This is a genomic window from Nocardia niwae NBRC 108934 = DSM 45340, from assembly GCF_001613465.1.
GTDB lineage: Bacteria > Actinomycetota > Actinomycetes > Mycobacteriales > Mycobacteriaceae > Nocardia > Nocardia niwae.
Genome location: NZ_BDCK01000046.1, coordinates 16,355 through 42,061, shown reverse-complemented (window position 1 = coordinate 42,061; position 25,707 = coordinate 16,355). Strand labels below are relative to the sequence as shown.

Below are 25,707 nucleotides of genomic sequence, written 5' to 3'. Positions count from 1 at the left end.
ATCCGCGTCAGTCCAGGCCGGCGAACAGATCGTGCTCGCGCCCGTCCGGGCCGAGCGGGCCGCGCAGGCCGCGCACCAGGATGAAGTGCTCTTCGGGCAGCACGGGCTGCGCGACGTTGTTCGACAGCGCGAATTCCCGGCCCGAAGGCGCGACGGTGACCTGGGTGGCGTGCGCCCGCAACGCGGCGCGCTTGGCGCTCAGCACCTCGGAGACGTCGATCGTTGTGGTCACCGCGTCGCTGGGCACGCTGGCCAGCTCGCCTTCGGCGGGCAACCGCCACCCGGGCGGCAGCGCGCCGGGCAGGCCCGCGGCCGTGCGCCGGGCCAGCGCGGCGGTGTGCAGGCGCAGCATGTCGGCGTCGGTGACGGTCCAATAGAACTTCGGCGTGTCCCATCCCCGGTCCGCTGCGGCCGCTACCGCGGCAGTGGTGATCTCGTGGACCCGGATGTGGTCCGGGTGGCCGTAGCCGCCGTTCGGGTCGTAGCCGACCACGACGCGCGGCCGCAGTTGGAGCAGTACCTCCGTGAGCGCCCGCACCGCCTCGTGCCCGGAGCGCACGAAGACCCGCGGCTTGTGCGCGGCGGGCGTGCCCGCCATGCCGGAGTCGCGCCAGCGCCCCGCGCCACCGAGGAAACGGGGCGGGCCCGCGTCCAGCGCTTCCAGCGCACGAGCCAGCTCGCGAACCCGGTAGCCGCCGAGCTGGTCGGCGTGCTCCGCGGTGAGCAGCGCCCATTCCTCGCCGATCACCTCACCCTCCTCGCCGAGGGTGCAGGTCAGCACCGTCACCGGCACACCGCGCGCGCGATAGTGCGCGATCGTGCCTCCGGTGGTGATGGATTCGTCGTCCGGGTGGGCGTGGACCAGCAGCAACCCGCCCGTCGCCGCCGTCACGGGATCCTGCGCCACATGGACGCATCACCGAAGATGCCGACCTGGATCGCGCCGCTGAGCGAGGCGCCGTCCAGCCGGGGACCGGCCGCGGCGACGGCGTTGTCCTGCACGATCGGCAGCACCGTCGCCATGGCCCACAGTTTCGGCTCCGCTTCGGCGAGCACGCGCCCCACGTCGCCGCCGCGCAGGGCTTCCTCGATCGCCGGTTGCAGAGCCGGATCACATATCCCGGACAGATTGCTCGGAGCTCGCTGCGCCGCCTCCGCGATGGCCTGCGCCGGGCCGGTGATTCCGGGCGGCGCGGGCGGCGGACAGCCGTAGCGGGATGCCAGCACGGTCGCGGGATCGGAACCGGCCACCTCCCAGCCGACGATCGCGTCCACCGTGCCCTCGAGCAGTTCCTTGCCGTACAGCTCGTCGGCGGCGACGCTGCGCACCGTCGCGTCGATGCCCGCGCTGCGCAGCTGGTCGGCGGCGGTATTGGCCACGGCCAAGGCGGTGGCGTCCCGGTCGACGGCGCCGATGCGCACGACCAGCGGCTTGCCGTCCTTACCCACGGTGCGCGGCTGCGGCGCCGGAGAGGTTGGAGAGATCGCGTGCGGCGGTTCCGGCGCGCGGCCGTACCCCGCGGCGGCCAGCAACCCGAACGCCTCCTCCGCCGACGGTCGCGGCGGGGCGGTCGGGGCGTAACCGGGGTCGGACGGCGCGAGCACCTGCGCCCGGACCGGCTCCACCCAATTGCCGGTCTGCGCACCGACGGTCGCCAGCAAGGCGGGATCCAGCAGGGCCAGCACACCCGAGCGGACCCGCGGATCGCTCAGTTCACCTTTGCGCCCGTTCAGCACCATCTGCAGCACCCGCGACTGCGGCATGATCGCGGTCCGCACGGAGGGAATCGCTCCCAGTTGCGCCTGGGTCGCGACGCCTCCGTGGACCAGCGCCATCTGGACGTCGCCGGTGCGCAGCGAGCCGGCCAGTTGCGCGGGCGTGCCGCCGCGGCGCAGCAGGATCTGGCCCGGCATCGCCGGTGTACCCCAGAAGCGGTCGTTGCGTTCCAGCAGCATCTCGTCGCGGCCGGGGTCCGCCGAGCGGATCCCGAACGGTCCTCCGGACACCCGCACGCCGTTGACCTGGCCGTTCATCCCCCGGGCGAACCCGCCGGGCGCGTCCTTCAGCAGGTGGGAAGGAAGCAGATCGGTGAACAATTCGCGCCAGCCCGGATAGGGCTGCGACATCACGACGGTGACCGTCTTGCCACCGGCCGACGAATTCACGTCCGAGATCATCCGATACCCGGCCGGATCCACGACCCCCGGTTCCGAAACCATCTCCTGCCACAAGTAGCGGAAGTCCTCGGCCGCGATCGGCGCTCCGTCCGACCAGGACGCTTCGTTGCGAAGCTTGTAGGTGATCGTGAACGGCTCCTGCGCGGTCACCTCGGCGGAGACCAGCAACGACGAATCCGGCACCCAGGCCGTCGCCCCGGGCCGCGCCGGATCGAGCACCGGCCGGAACGGGCTCGGCAACACCAGTGACGCGATCGCGGAGGTGGCGGCGGACTGGTCCGAGCGCAGATGCGGATTGAAGGCGGTCCCGATGGTGTCCAAGGCGACCACCACGGTCGTCTCCGCGGGCTTGACCGGTGTGGTCTTCGGGCTGTCGGTGCTCTCGATGGGCGGCGGCGGATTCGCGGCACAGCTGCTGATCAAGGTCAGCACTGCCACGGCCGGCAACAACGTGCGCCACGCTGCGCGTTTTCCTGCGCCCACTTTCACGCTCGGGAACTCTACCGCACGGTCGAGTCCGTTCCCAGATTCCTGCTGACGAGCGGGAAAACGACAGGATCGCGCGGATATCTGCGGCGCACAAAGACGAGCTCGCCGCACGGCCTCGGACACCACACGTTCATACCCGCCGGAAGATCCGCAAATAATCGGCGTACCCGCATGGCTGCGGCGAATATACGCGGAGTTGTCCGGCAATCCGGATGCACCTCTCCGGCGTTCGCCCGACCACGAGTGGAATGCACTCGCGCACGAAAGTGAATTATTGCGCCGGCCTACCGAACAAGAAGTGAACTGTCTGCGTCGGGGACCTATCCATAGGTGCCACGGCCGACCCCACAGCCGCAGAACAGCTGCATCGCAAGTTGTCCAGCCACCGCGGAGGCTCATTCGGGCCGACCGCGCGGGCCGTCCAGGACGCTACGCCATAAAGCGGGTCGAGCTTCACCGCACTGTGCGCAACTTCCGTAGCGCGGTGTCTTTCCGAATTTCCCCAGGTCCCCGAACCGGAGCACACGCCAGAGGCGGCCGGGTCGAATTCCGCGCGTTTCCCATTTCACCGCCACACAATGGGCTGCCGGAAATAGCACCGACAGCTCGGCCGAGTTCGGAGAGACGATTCCGCACCGGACGCCGCCGAATTCACATCACGAAGCAGTGTCGAAAATCTCGGACCGCCTCACCGACCGCTAATATCTCCGGGATAAAATGCCGACGACATTCGAGGCATACCGGAGGGTCCTGGCGCACGCGACAGCGTGCGAGCCCTCTGCCGACCGGCGAACGGGATTCGACCTCACCGCAGCGACGTCGAATCCCGTTCGCGGCCTGCGGTTACAGCGCCGCGCGGTCCCTCGCCTTGCGCCGGGACAGTTCCCGGGCCCGCTCGTTCTGGCCCAGGATCACCTTGCGCACCCGGACCACTTCCGGGGTGACCTCGACGCACTCGTCGGCAGCGCAGAACTCCATGGCGCCTTCCAGATCCAGCTGCAACGGCTTGGCCAGCGTCTCGATCACGTCGGCGGTCGAGCTGCGCATGTTGGTCAGCTTCTTCTCGCGCGTGACGTTGATGTCGAGATCCTCCGCGCGCGGGTTGACGCCGACGACGTGCCCCTCGTAGGTATCCGCGCCGGGCTCCACGAAGAACTGACCGCGGTCGGCCAGCTGGATCATGGCGAACGGGGTCACCGTTCCCGACCGGTCGGAGACCAGCGAGCCGGTGTGCCGGGCCCGGATCTCACCCGCCCACGGCGCGTAGCCGTGCGACACGGCGTTGGCGATGCCGGTGCCCCTGGTCTCGGTGAGGAAGTCGGTGCGGAAGCCGATCAGGCCACGCGAGGGAACGATGAACTCCATCCGCACCCAGCCCGCGGCGTGGTTGCTCATCTGCACCATCTTGCCCTTGCGCGCGGCAAGCAGCTGGGTGATCGCGCCGAGGTACTCGTCGGGGCAGTCGATGGTCAGCTCCTCGTACGGCTCGTGCACCTTGCCGTCGACCTGCTTGGTGACCACCTGCGGCTTGCCTACGGTCAGCTCGAAGCCTTCGCGGCGCATGGTCTCGACCAGGATGGCCAGCGCCAGCTCACCACGGCCCTGCACCTCCCAGGCGTCCGGGCGGCCGATGTCGAGCACGCGCAGCGACACGTTGCCGACCAGCTCCTGGTCTAGGCGCGCCTTCACCATGCGGGCGGTCAGCTTGTGGCCCTGCACCCGGCCGACCAGCGGCGAGGTGTTGGTGCCGATGGTGACCGAGATGGCGGGCTCGTCGACGGTGATGCGCGGCAGCGCGACCGGATCGTCGATGTCGGCGAGGGTGTCGCCGATCATGATCTCCGGAATACCCGCGATGGCGACGATGTCGCCCGCCACGGCGACCTCGCCCGGCTGCCGCTCCACGCCGATCGTCTGCAGCAACTCGGTGATCTTCACCTGCTTGACGCCGTCGGCGTGCATCCACGCGACGTTCTGTCCCTTGCGCAGTTCCCCGTTGTGGATGCGGACCAGCGCGAGACGCCCGAGGAACGCCGAGGCGTCCAGGTTCGTGACGTGCGCCTGCAACGGCGCGGCCGGATCGCCCTTCGGCGCGGGGATGTATTCCAGCAGCACGTCGAACAGCGCGTCGAGGTTCTCCGCGTTCGGGGCGTTGCCGTTCTCCGGACGTTCCTTGGACGCCTTGCCCTCACGCCCGGAGGCGTACAGCACCGGCAGATCCAAGGCGAGCTCGGCGGCCTCGGCCGCGGCGTCGTCCAGATCCGAGGCCAGATCGAGCAGCAGGTCGTGGCTCTCCTCGACGACCTCCTCGATGCGGGCGTCGGGGCGGTCGGTCTTGTTCACGACCAGGATCACCGGCAGCGAGGCGGCCAGCGCCTTGCGCAGCACGAACCGGGTCTGCGGCAGCGGCCCCTCGGACGCGTCCACCAACAGCACCACACCGTCCACCATGGACAGGCCGCGCTCGACCTCGCCACCGAAGTCGGCGTGGCCGGGGGTGTCGATGACATTGATGACGGTGACCGAGCCGTCCGGGTGGTGGCGGTGCACCGCCGTGTTCTTGGCGAGAATGGTGATGCCCTTCTCGCGCTCCAGGTCGCCGGAGTCCATCACGCGGTCGACGGGCTCGGCCCGCTCGGCGAAAGCGCCCGACTGGCGCAGCATGGCGTCGACCAGGGTCGTCTTGCCGTGGTCGACGTGGGCCACGATGGCGACGTTGCGAAAATCGCGTGCAGACGACACGCCTGAATCCTCCTGCTGTTCGGTGTGGGAGCCGACGGTGCTCGGTGTCCGGCCTGGACGGGACCCTGCGCGGTTACGCAGGCTGCCGCCTCCGGGTCCTGACGCTCACGCCGGGCTCCTTGCAGACAGGTGGAGAATCGAAACTCACCGGGCATCGCGGCCAGCTACACCCTACCGGCAGTCCGTTCGCGCAACGTTTCAGGCTTTGTACTTAGGGTACGCTAACTGCCGTGGGCAAGGTCAAAGCGAAGAAGGTTTCCAGCCTGAAACCCAAGAAGAAGTGCTGTCGGAAGAAGACGCGCTGCCTGAAGTGCCCCGTGGTCATCATGCGGATGAAGAAGTGCGAAGCGGCCGGAGTCACCGGCAAGGATCTGAAGAAGGCACTCAAGCAGGCACGCGCCGCCTGACCCCCGCCGCCCCCCCTTTCCGGGGCGGCCCGAGGCGAGTAGTAAGGAGTGTTATGGCCCAGCAGACACTGCTCTCCGATACCGAGATCGCCGAGGCCCTCACCGAACTGCCGGACTGGACGAGATCAGGCGACGCCCTGGTCCGCACCGTCGAGGCGCCCACCTTCCCCGCGGGCATCGAACTCGTGCGCCGGGTCGCCGAAGTCGCGGAAGAAGCCGATCACCATCCGGACATCGACATTCGCTGGCGCAAAGTCACCTTCAGCCTGTCCACCCACTCCGCGGGCGGGCTCACCGCACTCGACGTCGCGCTGGCACACCGGATAGATCGGTTGTGTTGAATTTTCAGCGCCTGCGGCGCTGAGTGTTCGCAGCCCCTCATGGCTCGCGTGTGTGCGACCGGTCGCCGAGCCCGGTTGTGGCGGTCGGATCGGATCCGAGCCGCTTCGATTGCGAGGTGACTACGCCGTGCGCGCGCGGCCCTCGGCGCTCTCTCTCGTTCCCTCGGCGGGGTTCGAGCTCGCGAACCGGGGCCCGAAGCGGATCACCCAGACGTAGAACACCACGACGCCGAGCACGTCGACGGCGCCGAGCCAGGACAGCACGCCGGGGCGCGAGATGGTCCAGATCGAATCCTGGAAGAACGACAGCACCCACGGCACGCCGACGAGCATGGTCACCAGCCAGTAACCGGCCACGACGCGCGCGCCGGGCGCCCGGCGCAGCGGCCCGTAGACCAGCCACAGCACCGTCGGCAGCAGCCACACCCAGTGATGCGACCACGAGATGGGCGAGACCATCAGCCCGAACAGCTGCACCACGATCAGCGTGCCGAGCCGGTCGTCCGGGCCGAGCGCGCGCCAAGCCAGGAATGCCAGCAGCGCGACCACGAGCACGGCCGCGATCCACCACGGCCCGGATTCCACGTCGTAGCCGAGGATCCGGCTCAGCGTGCCGCGCAGCGACTGGTTCCACACCGACCCCACCGGGCCGATCCGGTCGGCGTCCCCGAGCAGGGTGCCGAAGTACCGGCGCGCCTCCACCGGCGCGATCAGGAAACTCACCCCAACCGTCGCGCCGAAGACCACCGCCGACCAGGCCACGGTCGCCCAGCGCCTGCGCGCGACGAAATACAGGCCGGTGATCGCCGGCGTCAGCTTGATGCCCGCGACGATTCCGACCAGTCCGCCGGAGATCCACCACCGCGAACTGCGCACGGCGAGCATTCCGCCGAGCACCAGGAAGACGTTGACCTGGCCGTAATCCATCGTGGTTCGTACCGGTTCCAGCCACAGGCCCAGCGCGGTCCAGCCGACGGTGGCGGCCCGCCACTGCGGCGTGCGCAGCCGCTCCGCCCCGAAGATCAACTCCAGACTGATGTGCACCACCGCGTACAGCGCCGCGGCGATAGCCAGCAGCCAGGCCACCGCGACCACGGTGAACGGCAGGTAGTGCAAGGGGAAGAACACCAACGCCGCGAACGGCGGATAAGTGAACGGCAGTGGGAAGTCGGGCGTCTTCTCCGCATAGGTGAAGTCGTAGAGCTGATCGGTCAGCAGCGCGGCCGACCCACCGACGTAGACGTGCAGGTCGACCAGGTTCATCCCGTTCCGGGACAGCAGCATCCAGAGCAACCGGGCCAGCACGGACAGCACCAGCACCGACAAAGCCCATCGGAGGTGACGATTCAAATCGCTGGCTTTCGGCTCGGGTGCGGTGCGTCGGCGGGCGCGCCCGGACTTCGATGTTCTGGTAACAGCGCGGACGGCAACGATTAGATTAACCGCAGCGCGAATGCGGTCGGTGGAACCCTCGAACCACCGGTAACATTTGCATCAACTTTCACACCAGTAACATCGGGGCGCGGTAAATTCGGCTCACACTGATCGTCCACGGCGCCTTCCGGTCGCCGCGGCTGTACACATAGCCGCAATGTCCCTAGAGTGACCCCGAAACGATGGCTTTTAGCAATCGAACCCTGATGTACCCGAGGTAAGGACGGCCAGACCAGTGCTTCGCACCCGAGGATCGCGGATCGCATTGTCCGCACTCGCCATCGCGGCGAGTGCCACGCTTGCCGCGCCGACGACAGCAATCGCGGCCCCTGCGCCCGCCCCCGCGGCGCTTACGAACAGCGTTCCCATGGTTCCCGAAGGTGTTCCGGTGGACGCGCTGGCCGCACTCGCCCCAGCCATCGTCGGCGCCGTCGCGGGACCGGCGGATATCGCGAGCCCCGCAGGCGTCGCGGGCCCGCAGTCGGCCATTCTGGATCAGGCACGCAGGCTGCTGGCCACCCTGAACCTCCCGCCGCAGATCAAGTCGACACTGGAACGGATCATCACCTTCCTCGACGGCAGCGGCGGCGGTGGTCCCGAGGTGCCGCAGGACGGTCCGGCGATCGCGCAGTTCCTCTACCCGACCATCGGCAAGGGCTGCATCGGCCCGAGCGCCGACTCGGTGGGCACCGCTCTGGCCGTCCCCGGTCCGGCCACGCTGCCGCCGCCCGGACCGAAGGCTGGTCAGACCGGGTTCGTCTTCACCGCGCTCGGCACCAAGTCGCCGACGCCGGTGCAGAACCCGCCGATGACGGTGCAGTGGCTGAACCTGGACACGCGTCAGTCCGGCGTCCTGCCGCTGACCGACGAGGCCAAGATCAACCCGGATGGCCCCGCCACGCTGTCGGCGATCGCCGACACGGGCTTCGGCCGCGTCGTCGCGGTCGTCTCCGGCTCGCTGACCACCCAGTCCGGCGACGGCGAGGCGCGGACCTGCTCGTTCCTGCCGACGCTCGGGTTCTTCACCGTAGGCTGAGCTTCCGTCCGAGGGCGGCGACTCCATCGGGGTCGCCGCCCTCGGTCGTTCCCGGGTACTCCGCGACAACCTCGAACGGATCCGCCGCGACGCCCCACGAATCGTCCGGACTGTGGTAGACCGCTAACTATGGCGACCATCGATCACTCGATACGCACGACTCATTCGATCCGCAGCAGACGCTCGCACCGCTCGATCCTGTCCATCCGCTCGGAGGGGTCGATCCTGTCCATCGGGTCGGCCTATTCGGTCCTGTCCATCGGCAGTGTGGGCTCCGTGCTGTCGATCGGGTCGGTGGGATCCTTCGGTTCTGCGATCTCGTCGTTCTCGTTCGCCAGCCTCGGTTCCGCGTTCTCCGGCCTGTCCCGGTGGTCGCTGTTCTGCTGGCTCGGCGACCACGAAGCCCCGGACAGCCGCCCCTCCCTGCGGGTCGTCCCGGACGACGAACCCGACCTCCGCGCGACCCCGATCAGCCACTGCCAGACGTAATATCCGGCCGCGACTGTGTTGGCCGACGACGGCGGCGCACAAGTCGGACCGCATCGCCGTAGTGCGGGTAGCCGATCAGCGCGTCGATGGGATCATGCTGCCCCGCGGTGATAAGGGCATGACCACCCGGGCGACCTTTCACCGACGCAGCGGCAATTCCCGGCGTCGACCCGGCTACGGACGTCGGACGTACGGGCCGATCAAGCGATTCGGCACCGAAACGTGGACGAATGTGGCTTCTTCACCATTGCCCGTACTCGGGTGTGAGCACGTTGTTCACATCGATCCCCACCCCGTCGATCGAGCGCTTGTCTATCTCGAACTGGTGCAGGTTGGCGACGGGGTGCACGAAGCCCTTCGGTGTTCCCCAGTTGTGCTGCCAGTACCAGGAACACAATCCCGCGGTGTGGGCCAGCTCGATGGTCGGGGTGTTCGCGTAGATGCCGGTGCGCTCCTTGCCGAGCACGGCCTGCCAGCCCAGTAGGTACGGCGCGATCATGGTGGCGAAGTCGACCGGGGACGGATTGTCGTCGATGGACGCGTAGATGGGGGCGTTGTCCGGGCCGCCGGCGGCGCGATGCAACGCCAGGCCGCGCTCGGCGTGCCGCTTGCCCGCCTCGAGCCCGCCGCGCCAGTCCGCGGTGGGCCCCTTGCCGAACTGATAGCACGAGACGATCCGCAGATCCGCCGCCTCGAGGTCGCGGACTTCCGGCGAGCGCAGCGGTTTTCCCGCCATCCACTCGGCGCCCGGCCTGCGATCCGACACGTAACGGATGACGCCGATATGGCCCGCGTCGCGGATCGCCGCGGCCGAAGGGACGCCGCCCGCGTAATCGACCAAGGTGCCGAGCGCGGGCCGCGCGGCGGCGGGAGCTGCGGCGGCGGTGACGCCGGCTACGGCCGCCGCGGCCGCGTAGGCGAACAGATCACGCCGGGATACCGAAATGGAACGCATCGTCGACTCCTTCGCGCAACCCGACATGGATAGCAGCGTGCCCGGCGCACCTTCCCCAAACCTCACGCGCGCCGGGAGCCTCGAACGTGAACTCATTTCACCACATTCACATGGGAACCGCCAGACCCAGGAGAAACATGTTTCACATTCGCCACACCGTGCGCGGCTGGTGACGAGTGGTCAGGCGACGCCGTCGATGCGCGCGGCGACGTCGATGGTGCGCATCGACGGGTCGGCCAGCTCTTTGCGTATCACCGCCGCCACCTGGGCGATGACCTGCTTCTTTATCCCGGCGAGCGCACCGAGGGCGGCTGCGCGCGCGCCGTGGGCGGTGAACTCCATCCGGATGTCGGCCGGATCGGGCGGTGGTACGTCGATCACCACGCGCAAAGGGTCCGCGGCGCGGGCGGTGAGCACCAACGGCACCTCCACGTCGGCGCGATAACGATTGGCTTTCAGCACGTCCACCGTGATGTCCAGGCTCACCGGCAGCCTCAGGTCGAAGGCGACCGGATCCGCCGATCGGTCCGTCAGTCGTGGCATCCGGACCGCTCCGCGAACAGTGACGACGGCGCTGGCGCGCGGGCCCGTCCGCAGCGGCCCGACTTCGATCTGCCTGCCCGCCAGGCGTTCCACCACGTCGTGCACCCGGTCGCGCGTCACGATGCGGGTGAAGAACCGATGCCCGAACTCGTCGTAGCCGATCCAATCGAACGCGCGCCTGTCCCGATATGCCGATCTTTTGCCCGCGACCATCGCCTCCACGTCGAAGACCAGCCCACGGCGGGTCTGCGGATCGGCCAGCATGGCGTTCACCCGGGAGGCGACCTCCCGCTGCACCACCCCCGCGATCGGATCCAGCAGCCATTCCCAAGCCGACTCGACCGCTTGGGCGCGCAGGACGAAGCTGATGTCGCGCTGGGTGATCGGCGGGATGTCGATGATGATGAGCACGGGTTCGGCGGTGCGGGCGTGCAGGGTCAGATCGATCTCGACCCTGGCCTCCAAGCGCAGTTTCCGGCCGCCGAGCAGCACTTTCAGTGTGAGCGACACCGGGACGGTCACCACGAACGTCACCCGTGGGCCGCTGTGCAGCACGCGCGGCGCGCCGACCTTGCCCTCGGCGACGAAACCGGCGAGTCCGGCCGGGCCGATCGAGACGGGGCCGATGGTCAAGCCACGGCCCGTCATGCCGGAGATGGCGGATTCGATGCGGGCTGCGTTCACCGCGTGCGTGACGAAACGCTCGCCGAACTCGGCGTAGTCGATCCAGGCGGGCGCACTACTCGATTCGTCGGTCGGATGCATCAGGAGTTCCGGAACCCTCACCTCTCGATGGACACCCGACACGGTACGCGACCGATCTTGCACCGCCCCGGAACGCACTGGTCAGCCAGAGATCCCCGTCCTGCCGATGAGGGGGAAGCAGGGCGGGGACCGGCGGCGGCGCTGCCGGGCGCCGCCGTCTCCATCGTAGGACCATCCGGCACGCCGTTTCACCCGCATATCGGACAGATTCCACTCACCGGGGAGGGTTCTCATTCCAATCGCCCGACACCGACCACGCCGGGCACCTCGTCCAGCGCGAAGCGATGAATTCGGATCTCGCCGTATTCGTTGCCACCGATGGTGGTCACCTGGCCGGCGTCGGCCCGCAGGACGATGTTCGTGTGCTGTCCGAACGGGCTGGATTCCCCATATAGCAGTACATCACCGGTCCGCGGGTGGTAGCCGGAGCCGCCAGGGACGAACCGGCCGACGCTCTCGTAGTACTCCTGCAAGGTGTAGACGCCGGGAATCCGCCAAGAGCCCGAATTCGGGTTGGCCAGCGGCACCCCGGCCTCGCGCAGCACCCAGCTGACGAAATCGGCGCACCACGCCTCCTCGGCGCCTTCCGCGTATTTCGTGCCTGCGCCCGGCTCGGCGAACTCACGCTCGGCGACCGCGACGATTCCGGCTCGAGACGCGTCGAGCGCCGAGCGGTCCAGTGCGGGAAACTCGGTGAGACGCTCGCCCACGACCGCTCCGCGATCCGCTCGGTCCTGCCACCACAAGCCCGTGGCGAGCACCGCCGCGGCTACGCCGAGCACCACCACCGCGAGCGCGATCCACCGCCCCGCTCGCGATCCCAGCTGTTGTGCCATCGCTCCCCCGATCCCTTCGTGTGATGCTGTTGTCGAGCTTATGGATTTCGACGCGCGAGCACGCCGAACGGTTCCCGAGGCCGTCCGATCGGTTTCGCCGATCGTGCTGCGGGCAACCCGTACGAGCCGAAATCGCGTACGGCACCGGGAAAACCGCGCTAGTCTCCGGAGAGACCAGCCGATGGGGAGGTACGGCCCTGGACACGCTGTGGACATTCATCGTGCACCGGCGGCACCAGTTGCTGGTCGACTCCTACCTGCACGTCTCGGCCGTGGTGCAATCGGTGCTGCTGGCGACGGTGGTCTCGGTGCTCATCGGAGTCCTGGTCTACCGCAGCCCGTTCGGTTCCTCGGTCGCCTCCGCGCTGGCGGGCGCGGTGCTCACCGTGCCGTCCTTCGCGCTGCTCGGCCTGCTGATCCCGGTCCTCGGCCTCGGCGTCGCGCCCACGATCACCGCGCTCGTGGTGTACGCACTGCTGCCGATCCTGCGCAACACCATCATCGGACTCGACTCGGTGGACCCGGCCGTGACCGATGCGGCGCGCGGCGTGGGGATGAATCGCCTGCGGGTGCTCGCCCGCATCGAACTGCCGCTGGCCTGGCCCGCGATCCTGGCGGGCATGCGGGTGAGCACCCAGTTGATCATGGGTATCCTCGCGCTCGCCGCGTATGCCAAAGGCCCCGGGCTCGGCAACCTCATCTTCTCCGGGCTCGCGCGTCTGGGCAGTCCGAACGCACTGCCACAGGCTCTGGTCGGCACGATCCTCGTCGTCGTGCTCGCACTCGTACTCGACGGGATCTACGTGCTGATCGGACGGCTCACCACCTCGAGGGGAATCCGTGACTGAGACCGAAACACCGGACGGGACAGTGGGGTCCGTCGTCTCCGGCGTCGAGATCGTGCTGCACTCGGTGACCAAACACTATCCGGGGCAGCGTGATCCGGCTGTGGACAGCGTTTCGCTGACCATCCCGGCCGGTGAGATCGTGGTGCTGGTCGGTCCGTCGGGCTGCGGCAAGACCACCACCATGCGGATGGTCAACCGGCTGATCGAGCCCACCTCCGGCACCATCACCATCGACGGGCGCGACGCGGCCACGATCCATCCCGACCGGCTGCGCCGCGGCATCGGCTACTCAATCCAGCAGGCCGGACTGTTCCCGCACCTGACCGTCGCGAAGAACGTCGCGACCGTGCCGGGCTTGATCGGCTGGGACCGGCGGCGCATCGCGGCCCGGGTCGACGAGATGCTGGAGCTGGTCGGACTGGACCCCGATACCTTCCGCGACCGCTATCCCCGGCAGCTGTCCGGTGGCCAGCAGCAGCGCGTCGGCGTGGCCAGGGCGCTGGCGGCCGACCCGCCCGTGCTGCTGATGGACGAGCCGTTCGGCGCGGTCGATCCGATCACCCGGGGGCTGCTGCAGGACGAGTTGCTCCGCCTGCAGGGCGAGCTCGGCAAGACGATCGTCTTCGTCACCCACGATTTCACCGAGGCGGTCAAGCTCGGTGATCGCATCGCCGTGCTCGGTGACCGATCCCGGATCCTGCAGTACGACACGCCCGCGGCGATCCTGGCCGACCCGGCCGACGAGACGGTCGCCGGTTTCGTCGGCGCGGACGCCTCGCTCAAACAGCTCACCCTCACCCGCGTCGGGGATGTCGAACTCGGCGACTGCCCCACCGTGACCGAGCAGGACCAGGTCGACGACCTGCGCGCCACGCTCGCGGACCGGGACTGGCCTTGGGCGCTGGTGCTGGACGGTCAGAGCCGCCCGCGCCGCTGGGTGTCGGCCGAACAACTGGCGCACGCCGGCTCGCTGCACGACCTCGGCTCGCCGGTGCCGGAGACGTTGTCGCTGAAGTCGACGCTGCAGGACGCGCTGGACGCCCTGCTGACACATCAGAGCGCGACCGCGGTGGTGACCGGGGCGCGCGGCGAATACGTCGGGTTGATCACCATCGACACCCTGGTCGCTCACTTGTCGGCCTTGCGCGCCGAGCACGGCGTCGGCCGGTCCGGGACGGACGGCGCGCCATGACCACCGCCACGGCGGCTCCCCCCGCCCAGCGCCGGGCCGAACGCCTCCGGTTGGTGGTGCAACCCCTGGTCGTCCTCGTGCTCACCGCGGGCGTGCTGGTGTGGGCGTTCACCCGCGACCTCACCGCCACGCAGCGAGCGAGCCTGAACGCGGGCAACGTCGCGACCGTCACCTGGCAGCACGTGCTGATCACCGGGACCGTGGTGCTGATCGTTGTCGCGGTGGCCGTCCCGCTGGGCACCCTGCTCACCAGACCGCGATTCCGGCGTCTCACACCTGTTTTCGTCGGCATCGCGAACATCGGCGCGGCCGCGCCCGCCATCGGCCTGATCGTGCTGTTCTACCTGGCCACCCGGACCACCGGCTTCTGGATCGGCGTGGCGCCGATCGCGTTCTACTCGCTGCTTCCGGTGCTGCGCAACACCATCCTCGGCTACCAGCAGGTGGACCCCACGCTCGTCGACGCGGGCCGGGGCCAGGGCATGTCGGCCCTGACCGTCTTGCGCCGCATCGAGTTTCCGCTCGCGGTGCCTTACATCCTGGCTGGGCTGCGCACCTCACTGGTGCTCGCGGTCGGCACCGCGACGCTGTCGTTCCTGGTGAGCGCGGGCGGGCTCGGCATCCTGATCGACACCGGCTACAAGCTGCGCGACAACGTCACGCTGGTGGTCGGCGCCGTGCTCGCGGTGGCACTGGCCCTGCTGGTGGACTGGCTCGGCGCGGTCGCCGAAGCCTTCCTCGGGCCGAGGGGGCTGAAATGACCAGGGTGTGGCGCGCGCTCGCCCTCGGACTGGGGATGGCGTTGCTGGCCGCCTGCGGGCTGCAATCCGGCAGCGCGGTGCCGCTGCGGGTCGGGCCGGGCAGCATCCGCCCCGTTCCCGAACTCGACGGCGTGCGCATCACGGTGGGCTCCAAGGATTTCACCGAGCAGAACATCCTCGGGTATCTCATCGAGTTCGCCTTGACGGCGGCCGGAGCCCAGGTGCGCGACCTGACCAACATCCAGGGCTCCAACAGCGTGCGCGACGCCCAGTTGCACGGGCAGATCGACCTCGCCTACGACTACACCGGCACCGGCTGGATCAACTACCTCGGCAACGAGACGCCGGTGCCGGATGAGATGGGGCAGTTCGAGGCGGTGCGCGACGCCGACCTCGCCCAGCACGGCATGGTGTGGGCGGCGATGGCGCCGATGAACAACACCTACGCGCTGGTCATGAGCGCGCGAACCGCCCAGGAGACCGGCGTGCGCACACTGTCGGACTACGCCGGGCTGGTCGCCACCGATCCCGCTGCCGCGGCCATCTGTGTGGGCACCGAATTCAATGTCCGGCAGGACGGCTTCCCCGGCCTGGCCCGCAAATACGAGATCGATGCGGGCAGGGTGCGCAAGCAGATCGTGCAGGACCCGGTGGTCTACCAGGCGACCGCCGACGGCAAGCAGTGCCGCTTCGGCTCGGTGGCCGCCACCGACGGCCGCATCCCGGCGCTGAATCTGGTCCTGCTGCAAGACGATCGCGGGTTCTTCCCGAAATACAACGCGGCGCTGGTGCTGCGCAAGAGTTTTGCCGAGGAGCACCCGGAGGTGATCACGGTTCTGACGCCGATTTCGCAGCGCCTCACCAACGAGGTCATCACCGAACTCAACCGTCAGGTCGATGTGGACGGACGCGAACCCGCGGAGGTGGCGCGGGACTGGATGGTCGCCCAAGGGTTCGTCACCGCGCTCTGATCCCCCGTTGCGGAGAGACGCCCCACACCCACTGGTTTCAAGAGATAAGCCCGAGGCGGTTCGCACCGCCGGACCGGCGGGGCGCCGGTCACACCCGCCGCGGGGCCCGCTCGATGCGCCCCGCGGCGGCCCGACCCTGTTCAGCGCGGATCGCGGCCCAGGTACCGCAGCAGTTCTCCGAGGGCGCCGTCGGCCGGGCCGTCGACGATCGCGGCGTAGGCGCCCCACTGACGCAGCGGTTCGGTGATCTCCGCCGTCTCGCCGGTGCCGGGCGCGGGATGAGTGGCCCGGGCGGCGGTGAGCAGGTGAGCGGCGAGTTCGTCGGACAACGGGGACGACTGGCCGGTCGCGATCGCGATGTCCCAGGCGTGGACCGCGGCGTCCAGCGCGCACAGGACCGCGGCCACCGGGGTGGCGAGCGCACCGTGCGGCAGCGGCGTCGGCACGGTATCGGTGTCGTCGGCGACCGTGGTCCAGGCGAAGGCGGTCTGCTCGATCGCCGCGCGCACCAGGTCCGCAGGGGTGCCGTCGATCGTGCCGGAGGGCGCGAACGGGTTGTAGGCCGGACCGTCGCCGATGCCGAGCGACTTGGCGTACGCCAGCTGGTCACCGGCGGCGTGCTGCACGACCTGCGTCACATCCCATTCCGAGCACGGGGTGGGCAGGTGCCACTGATCCGCGCGCACACCGGCGACGACGCTCTCGAGCGCCCGGTGGGAGTCGGCGAGCACGTCGCGCCACACGGGGCGCAGGGTCGCGGCGGCGGTGGTGGTGGCGTTCATGTCAGGAGCCTTTCGGTCGTTCTTGCTGATGACACAAGCCTATTCGCGCATTAGGCTGATTTTCTTCCTAATTGGTGAGGAGAAGAAAAGTGGCGTCGACCACACCGCGTCTGCTGCGGTTGCTCGCATTGCTCCAAGACCGTGCGCACACCGGCCGCGAGCTGGCGCAGCGGCTCGGCGTCACCGATCGCACCCTGCGCAACGACATTCAGCGCCTGCGCGAGCTGGGCTATCCCGTGCACGCCGGACGCGGCGCGATCGGCGGCTACCGGCTCGGCCGCGGCGCGACCATGCCGCCCTTGCTGCTGGACGACGACGAAGCGGTGGCCGTGGCCGTCGCGGTCGGGCTGGCCGAGGACGGCTCAACCGGTATCGCGGACATCGCCGAGCACGTCACCAAAGCGCTGGGCAAGCTGGATCAGATCCTGCCGAAACGATTGCAGCGCAAGGTGTCCGCACTGCGTGAGGCGACGGCGATCGGTCCGGCCACCACCGGGTCGCGCGAACCGGACGCGCCGGTGCCCGCCGCCGTGCTCACCACCCTGGCCGGTGCCATCCGTGACGGCGCGACGGTCCGCATCGCGGAACCCGGAGCCGAGTCTTCGATCGAGATCGAGCCGTACCGGCTGATCAACTGGCAGCGCCGCTGGTACCTGGTCGTCTACAGCCTGGAAGACCACTCCTGGCGGGCGATTCCGGTCGCCCGCGTCGTGCGCGCGGAGACGACTTCCCGCCGTTTCGCCGCCCGCGCGCTGCCCGACGACGATCTGGTCGCCTTCGTCATGCGCCACATCGCCACGACCGGGTGGCGGGTGCAGGCCCGGGTCACCGTGCTCGCGCCCGCCGAAACGGTCATCGCCCGGATCAATCCCGCCGTCGGCGTGGTCGAGGCGGTGGACGCGGACAGCTGTGTGCTGTACACCGGCGCGGACGCGCTGGAGACGATCGCCATCTACCTGTCCATGCTGATGATGGACTTCCGCGTCGACGGCCCGCCGGAGCTGGTCGCCCACATCCGGACCCTCGGCCGCCGGTACACCGAGGCCGTCGCCGACACCTGACTCAGAGAGCGATCGAATGTGAGTCGCCGATTACCGACGCGGTGCACGGGCAGGCGCACCACACCTCGCGCGGATTCGGCACCCGGCAGGCCGTCGCGGACCACGGCAACCGGCGCCGAGGACGGCAGCCGTCAGGAATGCCCGGTGGTGGTCGCCGCGTCGGCGGTCTTGCGCATCGGGATCAACATGGTCAGGCCGATCGCGACCAGCGCGGCCGCCATCGCGATGAGGAAGGTGGTGTGGAACCCGTCGCGCGAGGGCAGCAGGTGCGGGCCGAACTGGATGGTCATGTGCGCCAGCACCACGCTCATCACCGCCGCCGAGGTCGAGGTGCCGATCGAGCGCATCAACGAGTTCAAGCCGTTGGCCGCGGCGGTCTCGGTGATCGGCACGGCGCCCATGATCAGCGCGGGCATCGCCGCGTAGGCCAGGCCGACACCACCCGCGACGATCACCGCGGCGAGCATGATCTCCCAGACGCTGTTCATCAACACCACCGCGCACAGGTAACCGACGGCGATCACCGCCGATCCGAGCGCGAGGGTGACCTTGGGGCCACGGCTCGCCGAGAGCCGGGCCGACACCGGCGACAGCAGCATCATCACGAAACCGGTCGGCGCCAGCGCCAGCCCCGCGCTGATCATGGACAGCCCGAAGCCGTATCCGGTCTGCTCCGGCGCCATCAGCAGCTGCGGGAAGGTCAGCGACATGCCGTAGAGCGCGAAACCGACGGCGATCGAGGCCGCGTTGGTGAACAGCACCCTCGGCCGCGCCGAAACCCGTAGGTCCACCAGCGGCGAACGCTGCCGCATTTCGAAGGCGCCCCACCCGACGAACACCACCGCCGACACCGCGAACAGACTCAGGATCGGGGCGCTGGTCCAGCCCCAGTCCGCGCCCTTGGTGATCGCGACGAGCAGCGCCAGCAGCGCCACCGACAACCCGATCGCACCGCCGAAGTCGAAGCGGGCGGGCGTACGCACCGGTGATTCCGGCACGAAGACGAACACCAGGGCGGCGCAGACGACGCCGAGCACGGCGGAAGTCCAGAACAACATGTGCCAGTTCGCGTTCTGCGCGATGGCCGCCGCCACCGGCAGGCCGATCGCGCCGCCGACGCCGAGCGTGGCGCTCATGATCGCCATCGCCGAACCCACCCGCTCGGCGGGCAGCTCGTCCCGCATGATGCTGATGCCCAGCGGGATCGCGCCGACCGCCGCGCCCTGCAGCGAGCGGCCGACGATCTCCGGCAGCAGCGTGGAGAACGACGCGCAGACCACCGAACCGGCCACCAGCAGCAGCAGATTCGCGAACAAGATGCGGCGCTTGCCGAACATGTCGCCCAGGCGGCCGCTGATGGGGGTCGCCACCGCGCCCGCCAGCAGCGTGGCCGTCACGACCCAGGAGGCGTTGGACGCGGAGGTGTGCAACAGGACGGGCAGCGACGGAATGATCGGAATGACCAGCGTCTGCATGAGCGAGACGACGACACCGACCATGCCGAGCGTCGCGATGAGCAGGGCCGGCGTGGGCCGCCGCCGGTCGCCGGTATCAGAGACGCTCGAGGACGCGTCGGCAGCTACAGTCACCATGTGCACGGTACATATGGTGTGTATGCTGCACAATTTGGTATCGACGTGATCCGCGCGACATAGTGAGGTATGTCCGATTCCGGCCCCGGCGACGACAGCGCGGCGCTGCAGCGCCTCACCTTCGAACTGTCACTGCTGTCCAGGCACTTCCCCGCCGCATTGCTGCGGCGTCCCGGTTTCCGGCTCGACCGCTCGGCGTACCTGATCTTGACCAGGCTGGAACTGGACTACCCGCTGAGCCTGCGCGAGTTGTCCGAAGCATTCCAACTGGACATTTCCACCATCAACCGCCAAGTCGGAGCCATGCTCAAGCAAGGGTTGGTCGACCGGGTGCCCGATCCCGACGGTGGCATCGCCCGCAAGGTCCGCGCCAGCGCGAAAGGCCTGGAATCACTGGCCGCCGACCGTATGCAGAGCAGGCAGGGCATCGGCGCGGTGGTGGCCGACTGGACCGAGGCCGACGTCGACCTACTAGGCAAGCTCATCGAGCGCTTCAATCAGTCGGTCGAAGACAAGGAGCAGAATCCTTGGCCGCGCCCGCCGGAACCGGCGTGACGAACGGTCACGCGGCGGAGTAGACGCCGGGAGTGATGCCGTAGCACCGGCGGAACCAGCGGGTGAGATGCGCTTGGTCGGCGAAACCGGCCGCCGAAGCCGCCTCCGCGACCGGCCGGCCCGCCGCGATCAACCGGCGAGCCGCGCGCAGCCGCAGCAGACGCTGATAGTCGCTCGGCGCGAGACCGTAGTTCGCGCGGAAAGCTCGGTACAAGGCGAAGCGGCTGGCGCCGCTGGCCTCGACCAAATCGTCCATCGAGAGCGGACCGAGATAGCGGTCGTCGAGCACGGCGCGGACACGGTGGGCGATCGCGGCGCCCGGCTCGGCCGTCGAGCGCACGAGGGAACGGCGCGCCGCACGCCGCGCCAACGCCGCGACGGAAGCGGCCAGCGCCTCGTCGGCGGCCAGTTCGGTGGCCGGGCCGGTCAGGGCGGCGCTGAGCCGGCGCAGCGCCGCGGTGAGCACCGGGTCGCGTAGCACCGGCTCGGTGAACAGCGGCAACCCGGCCGGACGACCGGCCTGGTCGGACAGCAGATCGGTGACCAGCTCGGTGCCGATGTGCACGATGGAGTAGGTGAAACCCGCCTCGGTGCTGCTGTGGCCGTTGTGCGGCTCGTCCGGGTTGAAGGCCATCACCATGCCCGCCGCGCTGGTCCGCGCGGCGCCGCGGCAATCGAAGCTCTGCGCCCCGAACTCGGTGCAGCCGAACGAATACGTCTCGTGACTGTGCGCGTGGTAGACGTGCCGTTCGAAGTGCGCGTGCATCAACTCCACCGGGCGGTTCGGCATTCGCCGGTACCGCACCCACTCACCGTCGGCCATCACCCCATTGTGCGCCCGCACCAGCGTTCAAGACCTCGGGGCCGCTCCGCAGCAGGATCGGGTTCGTGCGTATCCGATTGTTGCTCGTTGTCGTCATGGCGTTGTGGGGTAGCGCGTTCGCGTCCTCCAAACTCGCGATCCGGGAAGTGCCGCACGAGGTGGCCGGGTTTCTCCGCTTCTTCCTCGGCGCCGCCGTCCTGCTCGCCGTGCTGCGCCTGCCCAGGCTCGCGGTGCGGGATTCCGGGCGGGTGGCGGCGCTCGGACTGATCGGCGTCTTCGGCTACAACGTCCTGTTCTTCCTCGCTCTCGCCCTGGCGCCCGCGGCGGACGGCAGCGTGATCGTGCCGATGGCGGCCCCGGTCATCACCGTCGCCGTCACGACGGTGCTGACCCGTGCCCGCCTTTCCGCTGCTCGAGCCCTCGGGCTCGCTCTGGCAGTCGGCGGCGGTGCGGTCTTCTTCCTCGGCATCCCCTCCGGCGGCGGAGATCGCCTGCTGGGCGACCTCGTCTTCCTGGGCGCGGCGGCGTGCTGGGCGTGCTACACCATGCTCGGCGCTCCCGTGCTCGCCCGGCTGGCGGCGCCTACGGTGACGGTATACGCCACGGCCATCGGCGCTTTGGCGCTCGGCGTTGTCGCGGCGCCACGCCTGACCGACGTGGCCTGGTCCGAGCTCGGCGCCGAATTCTGGCTCAACCAGGCATATCTCGGCGTCCTGCCGACCGCGCTCGCGTACGTTCTCTACTATCGCGCGGTCGGCGAGGTGGGCCCGGCGACCGCCGCCTCCGCCATGTTCCTGGTCCCCGCTTTCGGTCTCGCCTGCGCGTGGCTGCTGCTCGGCGAATCCATCGCCCCGGTCCAAGCCCTCGGCGCCGCACTGATGTTCGCCGGAGCGTGGCTCAACACTCGCGACGGCAAGCCCAGGGCGGTCACGCCTGCACCGATCGAACCTGATGCCCGGGATTTGCCTCTCTCCCCGGGATCACGGCGTTAGGCTGCTGCTGCCATGCGAGAGCCGCATCGGGCGACGGAAGCTAGCCGCAGATCTGCCGATGCGCGTTCCGCAACGCGACCGCTAGCGGATCCTGCGACAGGCCGTACGGGTCGATGCTGTTGCGCACCACCCAGATGGCTCCGCCGACCACCAGGCACAGCGGAGTAGGCGGCTGCGACGGCGGATTCGCTTGCGCGATTGTCGTTCCCGCTGCCATGAACGAACCGGCGATCACCAACGCCGCGAGCATTTTTCGCATCGTGGAGTCCTTTCGTCGCCGCACAGCGTACGCCGGATGCCACGATGAAACCGCCGAATTCAACCCTCACGGTCGCGCTCCGGTGCGCAGATCGGGCCCGCCGGTCGGCCGGGTCATCGACTCGGCCGACCGGCGCCGTCGCGCCGAGGTATCCGGCACGCTGGCAGCACAGCGGACCGGGAAGCGCTATGCGGGATAGGGATGCTCGGCGCGGGCCGAGCGGAGGGCCCGGCCCCACCAGACCAATTGGCCGAGCAGTTTATCGGCCGCGACGGCCGGCATCTCGGGATCCGCCGGCTGTCCCGCCGCGTCGAACTGCCTGCCCGCGTCGTGGAAGCTCACCGTGTCGCGCACGCTCACCGCGTGCAGTTCGGCGAAGACGTGCCTGAGGTGCTCCACAGCACGCAAACCGCCGGATATCCCGCCGGAGGAGACGAATCCGACCGGCTCGGCCCGCCATTCGGTGTAGTGCCAGTCGATGGCGTTCTTGACCGACGCCGGATGGCTGTGGTTGTACTCGGGTGTCACCACGACGAAGGCGTCCGCCGCGGCCGGCCGGGGACCGACGGCTGCCAGCGCCTGCGCCGCCTCCGGCGCGGGATGGTGAGAAAGATGTTCCAGCAGGGGCGTTTCAGCCAGATCGACGATGTCGACGGTGACGTCGTCGCGCCGGTCGGCGTGTGTGGCGAACCACTCGGCGACGGTGGGGGCGAAGCGGACGGGCCGTCGAACCTGAACCTAGTTCAGGTCAAATCGGCTCGCGCCGATCAGACCTCCAGATCCTCTTCGATCCCCCGCAGGCGGTGCCGGGCCATCGCCAGATTCGCCCGCCCCCGGTCCAGCGCGAGATACAGGAACAGGCCCTTGGACTTGCGACCTGTCATCGGCCGGATGATGTGGTACTGCCCGGACAACGTGATGAGGATGTCCTCGATGTCCTCCTTGAGTCCCAACTGGTCCATCGTCCGCAGTTTGGCGCGCACCACCTCGGTGTTGCCCGCGCCCGCGACCTGGAGATCCAGCGACTTGGAACTGCCGAGCATGCCCAGCGCCATGCCGCTGTTGTAATCGACCACGGCGGCGCCGATCGCGCCGTCGATCACCATCATGTCTTTGAGCGCCAGATCCATATTGGACATATACCTGTTCCTTTCAGTGGGTTTTCGTTGCCTGTCGGCTTTCCGCGTCGGTTGCCACCGGCGTCAGCAAGTCGGCGATCGCACGGGCCGCCGGACGGGATTCCAGGTGCAGCCGGCCGATGTTCACCTCGGGGGCGGCCAGGACGGTCAGCGAGGTCCAGCCGGCCGCGTAGATGACCACGTGCCCTCCGGTGCCGCGCACCACCACCTCGCTGAATCCGCCGCCATGCGCGGTGGTGGCCAGCCGGTGGGACAGCGACAGTTGCGAGGCCGCCATGGCGGCCATCCCGTTGGGCTCGATCTGCGGGGGTAGATCATGAGCGACGAGCAGCCCGTCGTTGGAGGCCACGAGCGCGCCGGTCAGCCGCGGGACGCGATCGCGCAGCGCTTTCAGCTCGGTGAGCACCGCCGCGTTCGGTTCGGGTCCGGACATCCCCACCTTGGTCAACCTTCCCATCAAATCGCCGAGCAGTTTCTTCCGCGCGGTCACGCGAGCTCCTCCAAAGCCGCTTGCAGGCGGACGAGCAGGTCCCGGTCCGGCGGCTCCAAACGTTCGGCCGGGGCAGGCGGGGCCGAATGCCTGCCCCGGCGCCGGGGGAGCCGGCCCGGTGCGGCGGCCACAGGAGCGACCGCCGGGGGTTCGGCGACCGCAGACACGAGCGCGGGCGGCCCAGCCGCCACGGGGATCGCCACCCCGGCGGGTGGCTGGATCAGCCCCGCCGCGGTCAGATCCCGCACCGCCACCAGACATCCGTAGGTGGTGCGGCCGAGTTCACGGCCGATCCCCGCCACGCTGCGATGGGCGTCGGCGGCGGCCAGCACCTCGGCCTGTCCGCCGGTGAGCACCAGGCGCCGGCGCCGCACCCGGCGCACCGGCACCACGGGGACGCGATCGACCAGGTCGGCGGGCCATGGCCCGGACTCGGGATCGCCGCGCCGCGCGCACTCCTGCACGAGAGCCCGGGGCGTGATGTGGCAGACCGGGGCCAGCCAGTGCGGCGGGGCCGGGCGGAACTCCGGGACGGCGGGCGAGGCCAGCAGGAAGTAGGCGGCATCGAAAACCGACAGCATCGCCAGGGTTTCCAGCCGTGGCCGCCCCAGCACCCGGCCGGGATCCCCCGCATCGGCGCGCCGCCAGTCCTCGGCGGTCGCCACGCCCGCCTCGACGACCAACCGGTCCAGCCCCGTAGTGCGACGGCAGTCCGCGGAAACTATCGCGCCTTCGGCGAGATGAAACGCACCGTCGCCGGCGTGCAGCACGCCTGTGCTTCCTTCCTTCTCCAGCCGTCGCAATTCGATCGCGAGTTCAGGACTCATGCGCGTCCTCGGCCAATTCGTCGAGAATTCCGCGCAGCCGGAATCGCGCCATCGCGAGATTTCCCGCGTCCTCGTCGAACAGCACGTGCACGAAAAGCCGCCCGTCGAAGTCGCCGTTCACCAGGTTCAGCAGGTGATATCCGCGGGTCCCGCAGACGATGATCTCGGTGACGTCGTCACCGTCGCCGCCGCTGGACAAGGCCGGGCAGGCCAGCACCGTGCGCACGACATCCGTTGTGGCAGCGGCATCTTCGTGCTCATCCACCAGGTCGTGCCTGCCGTCCGCGGCGATCGCCAGACCGCTCGCGCCGTCCACCAGCGTCACACTGCGCGCACCGGGAATATCCATGATGCGTTGCAGACAGCCGTCGATACCGATCACGCGCCACCACTTGTCATGTGAGGGGTTTACGGGTTCCAGACGCTACACACGGGCACGGTGCGCTGTACAGCAAATCGTGGAGAAATTTCCGGTAAAAAGCATCTTCCCTGGCAGGACGAAGTAAATACCTTTCGGTATTCAATACCTGTTGGTATTCAATACCTTTCGGTTTCCGTTTTCGACACGCTGAGCCGGCCACAATAAATCCTCGATACGGCCGGTCGACTGCTCGCGTGCCACTTACCCGACACGCGTGCGACGGCACACGCACGACCGTGCACCGCGCAAACGGCACGGCCGCAGGGACATACCCGCCGTGCACTGCGCACGGCGACAGACGGTGTTCGCGAGATTCGCGCGCTCAGTAGTGATCCCGCAGCAATTACAAGATCGGAGATATGCCGCTTCGGTGGGCGCGGCACCGGATGACGAAACTCAGCCGCCGGTGAGGCCGGTGGCGATCTTCACCACGACCTTGTCGCCGGTCACCTCCTGCACCGTGACGGTGCTCCCCTCGGCGGACTGCGTCTCCCCCACCGGGACCGTGACTTCCTGACCACCCACCGACAGCGTGACCAGATTGCCGTTCACGGAAAGCAGTTTCGCTTCGATGCCCAGAATGCTCGCTTTGGCGTCCACACCCCGGGCGAACGTCACGGTGCAGCCGCTCACGGCGCAATCGGTCTTCGAACCGGGACCCTCCGCCGTGCAGGCAGCCACCCCCAGCGGAGTCACCAAGGCGAACAGGGACACTGCGACGAGCCGACGAAAAACCACCCGCTCAGTGTAGGGCCCGCAACGTCGGCCGGGCGCCTTCA

At 68.9% G+C, this 25,707-nt stretch carries 27 protein-coding genes and 1 pseudogene; 11 read left to right on the top strand and 17 right to left on the bottom strand.

The genetic code is table 11. The annotated features are described in order from the left end of the window. Window positions 1–7: 7 nt before the first annotated feature. From mshB to typA, 3 genes are all read right to left on the bottom strand, one after another. Entirely contained in the window at window positions 8–892 is an 885-nt protein-coding gene (gene mshB, locus NNI01S_RS29030) for an N-acetyl-1-D-myo-inositol-2-amino-2-deoxy-alpha-D-glucopyranoside deacetylase (RefSeq protein WP_063024079.1), read from the bottom strand. Then, entirely contained in the window at window positions 889–2,616 is a 1,728-nt protein-coding gene (locus NNI01S_RS29025; protein ID WP_281180699.1) for an ABC transporter family substrate-binding protein, read from the bottom strand. The genes mshB and NNI01S_RS29025 overlap by 4 nt, the downstream gene beginning before the upstream one ends. A gap of 894 nt (window positions 2,617–3,510) precedes the next feature. Continuing rightward, window positions 3,511–5,409, bottom strand: a complete 1,899-nt coding sequence (gene typA, locus NNI01S_RS29020; protein ID WP_063023991.1) for a translational GTPase TypA — start codon at window positions 5,407–5,409, stop codon at window positions 3,511–3,513. 230 nt (window positions 5,410–5,639) lie between these two features. Between typA and NNI01S_RS35500 the strand changes: the two genes are divergently transcribed. Continuing rightward, window positions 5,640–5,816: a hypothetical protein gene (locus NNI01S_RS35500; protein ID WP_085994939.1), complete on the top strand. Its 177-nt coding sequence runs from the start codon at window positions 5,640–5,642 to the stop codon at window positions 5,814–5,816. A 53-nt stretch (window positions 5,817–5,869) separates the two neighbouring features. Then, a complete protein-coding gene (locus tag NNI01S_RS29015; RefSeq protein ID WP_063023989.1) occupies window positions 5,870–6,157 on the top strand; it encodes a 4a-hydroxytetrahydrobiopterin dehydratase in 288 nt (95 codons plus the stop codon). A 120-nt stretch (window positions 6,158–6,277) separates the two neighbouring features. Here the strand turns inward: NNI01S_RS29015 and NNI01S_RS29010 are convergent, their stop codons facing one another. Next, a complete protein-coding gene (locus NNI01S_RS29010; RefSeq protein WP_063023987.1) occupies window positions 6,278–7,507 on the bottom strand; it encodes a mannosyltransferase in 1,230 nt (409 codons plus the stop codon). 319 nt (window positions 7,508–7,826) lie between these two features. Here NNI01S_RS29010 and NNI01S_RS29005 point away from each other — a divergent pair, with 319 nt between their 5' ends. Both NNI01S_RS29005 and NNI01S_RS29000 read left to right on the top strand, forming a co-directional pair. Beyond that, window positions 7,827–8,627: an Rv1157c family protein gene (locus NNI01S_RS29005; RefSeq protein ID WP_063023985.1), complete on the top strand. Its 801-nt coding sequence runs from the start codon at window positions 7,827–7,829 to the stop codon at window positions 8,625–8,627. A gap of 129 nt (window positions 8,628–8,756) precedes the next feature. After that, window positions 8,757–9,116 carry a hypothetical protein gene (locus NNI01S_RS29000; RefSeq protein ID WP_063023983.1) on the top strand — a complete coding sequence of 120 codons (360 nt, stop codon included), beginning with the start codon at window positions 8,757–8,759 and terminating at the stop codon, window positions 9,114–9,116. A 241-nt stretch (window positions 9,117–9,357) separates the two neighbouring features. On the opposite strand, the gene NNI01S_RS28995 is transcribed toward NNI01S_RS29000, so the two are convergent. From NNI01S_RS28995 to NNI01S_RS28985, 3 genes are all read right to left on the bottom strand, one after another. Further along, complete coding sequence (locus tag NNI01S_RS28995) at window positions 9,358–10,071, bottom strand: DUF1906 domain-containing protein (RefSeq protein WP_063023981.1); 714 nt, start codon at window positions 10,069–10,071, stop codon at window positions 9,358–9,360. A 180-nt stretch (window positions 10,072–10,251) separates the two neighbouring features. Next, window positions 10,252–11,379: a hypothetical protein gene (locus tag NNI01S_RS28990; RefSeq protein WP_063024077.1), complete on the bottom strand. Its 1,128-nt coding sequence runs from the start codon at window positions 11,377–11,379 to the stop codon at window positions 10,252–10,254. 230 nt (window positions 11,380–11,609) lie between these two features. Beyond that, the gene (locus tag NNI01S_RS28985; RefSeq protein ID WP_084489377.1) at window positions 11,610–12,215 is read right to left on the bottom strand and encodes a CHAP domain-containing protein; all 606 of its coding nucleotides are present in this window, start codon (window positions 12,213–12,215) and stop codon (window positions 11,610–11,612) included. Between the two features lie 197 nt (window positions 12,216–12,412). On the opposite strand from NNI01S_RS28985, the gene NNI01S_RS28980 reads away from it, so the two are divergent. Genes NNI01S_RS28980 through NNI01S_RS28965 form a run of 4 tightly spaced genes read left to right on the top strand, consistent with a single transcriptional unit; the run spans window position 12,413 to window position 15,987 of the window. Beyond that, complete coding sequence (locus NNI01S_RS28980; RefSeq protein ID WP_063024073.1) at window positions 12,413–13,063, top strand: ABC transporter permease; 651 nt, start codon at window positions 12,413–12,415, stop codon at window positions 13,061–13,063. Beyond that, a complete protein-coding gene (locus NNI01S_RS28975; RefSeq protein WP_063023979.1) occupies window positions 13,056–14,255 on the top strand; it encodes an ABC transporter ATP-binding protein in 1,200 nt (399 codons plus the stop codon). Before NNI01S_RS28980 ends, NNI01S_RS28975 begins: the two co-directional genes overlap by 8 nt. Continuing rightward, complete coding sequence (locus tag NNI01S_RS28970; RefSeq protein WP_063023977.1) at window positions 14,252–15,016, top strand: ABC transporter permease; 765 nt, start codon at window positions 14,252–14,254, stop codon at window positions 15,014–15,016. Before NNI01S_RS28975 ends, NNI01S_RS28970 begins: the two co-directional genes overlap by 4 nt. Next, entirely contained in the window at window positions 15,013–15,987 is a 975-nt protein-coding gene (locus NNI01S_RS28965; protein WP_063023975.1) for a glycine betaine ABC transporter substrate-binding protein, read from the top strand. The genes NNI01S_RS28970 and NNI01S_RS28965 overlap by 4 nt, the downstream gene beginning before the upstream one ends. A gap of 140 nt (window positions 15,988–16,127) precedes the next feature. Here NNI01S_RS28965 and NNI01S_RS28960 read toward each other — a convergent pair whose 3' ends face one another. Next, a complete protein-coding gene (locus NNI01S_RS28960; protein ID WP_063023973.1) occupies window positions 16,128–16,769 on the bottom strand; it encodes a TIGR03086 family metal-binding protein in 642 nt (213 codons plus the stop codon). A gap of 89 nt (window positions 16,770–16,858) precedes the next feature. Between NNI01S_RS28960 and NNI01S_RS28955 the strand changes: the two genes are divergently transcribed. Further along, entirely contained in the window at window positions 16,859–17,830 is a 972-nt protein-coding gene (locus NNI01S_RS28955) for a helix-turn-helix transcriptional regulator (RefSeq protein WP_063023970.1), read from the top strand. A gap of 131 nt (window positions 17,831–17,961) precedes the next feature. Here NNI01S_RS28955 and NNI01S_RS28950 read toward each other — a convergent pair whose 3' ends face one another. Beyond that, a complete protein-coding gene (locus tag NNI01S_RS28950) occupies window positions 17,962–19,419 on the bottom strand; it encodes an MFS transporter (RefSeq protein WP_439956153.1) in 1,458 nt (485 codons plus the stop codon). A gap of 72 nt (window positions 19,420–19,491) precedes the next feature. Between NNI01S_RS28950 and NNI01S_RS28945 the strand changes: the two genes are divergently transcribed. After that, a complete protein-coding gene (locus NNI01S_RS28945) occupies window positions 19,492–19,977 on the top strand; it encodes a MarR family winged helix-turn-helix transcriptional regulator (protein WP_063023969.1) in 486 nt (161 codons plus the stop codon). A 7-nt stretch (window positions 19,978–19,984) separates the two neighbouring features. On the opposite strand, the gene NNI01S_RS28940 is transcribed toward NNI01S_RS28945, so the two are convergent. Beyond that, entirely contained in the window at window positions 19,985–20,800 is an 816-nt protein-coding gene (locus NNI01S_RS28940) for an AraC family transcriptional regulator (RefSeq protein WP_063023967.1), read from the bottom strand. Window positions 20,801–20,865: 65 nt separating this feature from the next. Here NNI01S_RS28940 and NNI01S_RS28935 point away from each other — a divergent pair, with 65 nt between their 5' ends. Continuing rightward, entirely contained in the window at window positions 20,866–21,792 is a 927-nt protein-coding gene (locus NNI01S_RS28935; RefSeq protein ID WP_218019276.1) for a DMT family transporter, read from the top strand. Between the two features lie 40 nt (window positions 21,793–21,832). Here the strand turns inward: NNI01S_RS28935 and NNI01S_RS28930 are convergent, their stop codons facing one another. The 7 genes and pseudogenes from NNI01S_RS28930 to NNI01S_RS28895 form a co-directional block, all read right to left on the bottom strand. Continuing rightward, window positions 21,833–22,051 (bottom strand): hypothetical protein, encoded by a 219-nt coding sequence (locus NNI01S_RS28930; RefSeq protein WP_157115064.1) that lies wholly within the window; start codon window positions 22,049–22,051, stop codon window positions 21,833–21,835. Between the two features lie 186 nt (window positions 22,052–22,237). After that, window positions 22,238–22,777 (bottom strand): annotated as a pseudogene (locus tag NNI01S_RS28920) (NADPH-dependent FMN reductase); the annotation flags it as partial. Between the two features lie 41 nt (window positions 22,778–22,818). Then, window positions 22,819–23,190: a hypothetical protein gene (locus NNI01S_RS28915; protein WP_063023959.1), complete on the bottom strand. Its 372-nt coding sequence runs from the start codon at window positions 23,188–23,190 to the stop codon at window positions 22,819–22,821. Between the two features lie 13 nt (window positions 23,191–23,203). Beyond that, a complete protein-coding gene (locus tag NNI01S_RS28910; RefSeq protein WP_245676408.1) occupies window positions 23,204–23,680 on the bottom strand; it encodes a roadblock/LC7 domain-containing protein in 477 nt (158 codons plus the stop codon). After that, window positions 23,677–24,507: a hypothetical protein gene (locus tag NNI01S_RS28905; RefSeq protein ID WP_063023957.1), complete on the bottom strand. Its 831-nt coding sequence runs from the start codon at window positions 24,505–24,507 to the stop codon at window positions 23,677–23,679. Before NNI01S_RS28905 ends, NNI01S_RS28910 begins: the two co-directional genes overlap by 4 nt. Beyond that, window positions 24,497–24,889, bottom strand: coding sequence for a hypothetical protein (locus tag NNI01S_RS28900; protein ID WP_063023955.1), 393 nt, complete (start codon window positions 24,887–24,889; stop codon window positions 24,497–24,499). The genes NNI01S_RS28905 and NNI01S_RS28900 overlap by 11 nt, the downstream gene beginning before the upstream one ends. Before the next feature lie 435 nt (window positions 24,890–25,324). Beyond that, complete coding sequence (locus NNI01S_RS28895) at window positions 25,325–25,666, bottom strand: hypothetical protein (RefSeq protein ID WP_063917715.1); 342 nt, start codon at window positions 25,664–25,666, stop codon at window positions 25,325–25,327. Between the last annotated feature and the right edge of the window lie 41 nt (window positions 25,667–25,707).

What these genes read in the sequence shown, in the direction of transcription:
- NNI01S_RS29015 (WP_063023989.1), top strand. Translation starts at nt 5,870, where the DNA reads ATGGCCCAGCAGACACTGCTCTCCGATACCGAGATCGCCGAGGCCCTC.
- NNI01S_RS29000 (WP_063023983.1), top strand. Translation starts at nt 8,757, where the DNA reads ATGGCGACCATCGATCACTCGATACGCACGACTCATTCGATCCGCAGC.
- NNI01S_RS28995 (WP_063023981.1), bottom strand. Translation starts at nt 10,071, where the DNA reads ATGCGTTCCATTTCGGTATCCCGGCGTGATCTGTTCGCCTACGCGGCC.
- NNI01S_RS28990 (WP_063024077.1), bottom strand. Translation starts at nt 11,379, where the DNA reads ATGCATCCGACCGACGAATCGAGTAGTGCGCCCGCCTGGATCGACTAC.
- NNI01S_RS28985 (WP_084489377.1), bottom strand. Translation starts at nt 12,215, where the DNA reads ATGGCACAACAGCTGGGATCGCGAGCGGGGCGGTGGATCGCGCTCGCG.
- NNI01S_RS28970 (WP_063023977.1), top strand. Translation starts at nt 14,252, where the DNA reads ATGACCACCGCCACGGCGGCTCCCCCCGCCCAGCGCCGGGCCGAACGC.
- NNI01S_RS28965 (WP_063023975.1), top strand. Translation starts at nt 15,013, where the DNA reads ATGACCAGGGTGTGGCGCGCGCTCGCCCTCGGACTGGGGATGGCGTTG.
- NNI01S_RS28960 (WP_063023973.1), bottom strand. Translation starts at nt 16,769, where the DNA reads ATGAACGCCACCACCACCGCCGCCGCGACCCTGCGCCCCGTGTGGCGC.
- NNI01S_RS28945 (WP_063023969.1), top strand. Translation starts at nt 19,492, where the DNA reads ATGTCCGATTCCGGCCCCGGCGACGACAGCGCGGCGCTGCAGCGCCTC.
- NNI01S_RS28940 (WP_063023967.1), bottom strand. Translation starts at nt 20,800, where the DNA reads ATGGCCGACGGTGAGTGGGTGCGGTACCGGCGAATGCCGAACCGCCCG.
- NNI01S_RS28930 (WP_157115064.1), bottom strand. Translation starts at nt 22,051, where the DNA reads ATGCGAAAAATGCTCGCGGCGTTGGTGATCGCCGGTTCGTTCATGGCA.
- NNI01S_RS28915 (WP_063023959.1), bottom strand. Translation starts at nt 23,190, where the DNA reads ATGTCCAATATGGATCTGGCGCTCAAAGACATGATGGTGATCGACGGC.
- NNI01S_RS28905 (WP_063023957.1), bottom strand. Translation starts at nt 24,507, where the DNA reads ATGAGTCCTGAACTCGCGATCGAATTGCGACGGCTGGAGAAGGAAGGA.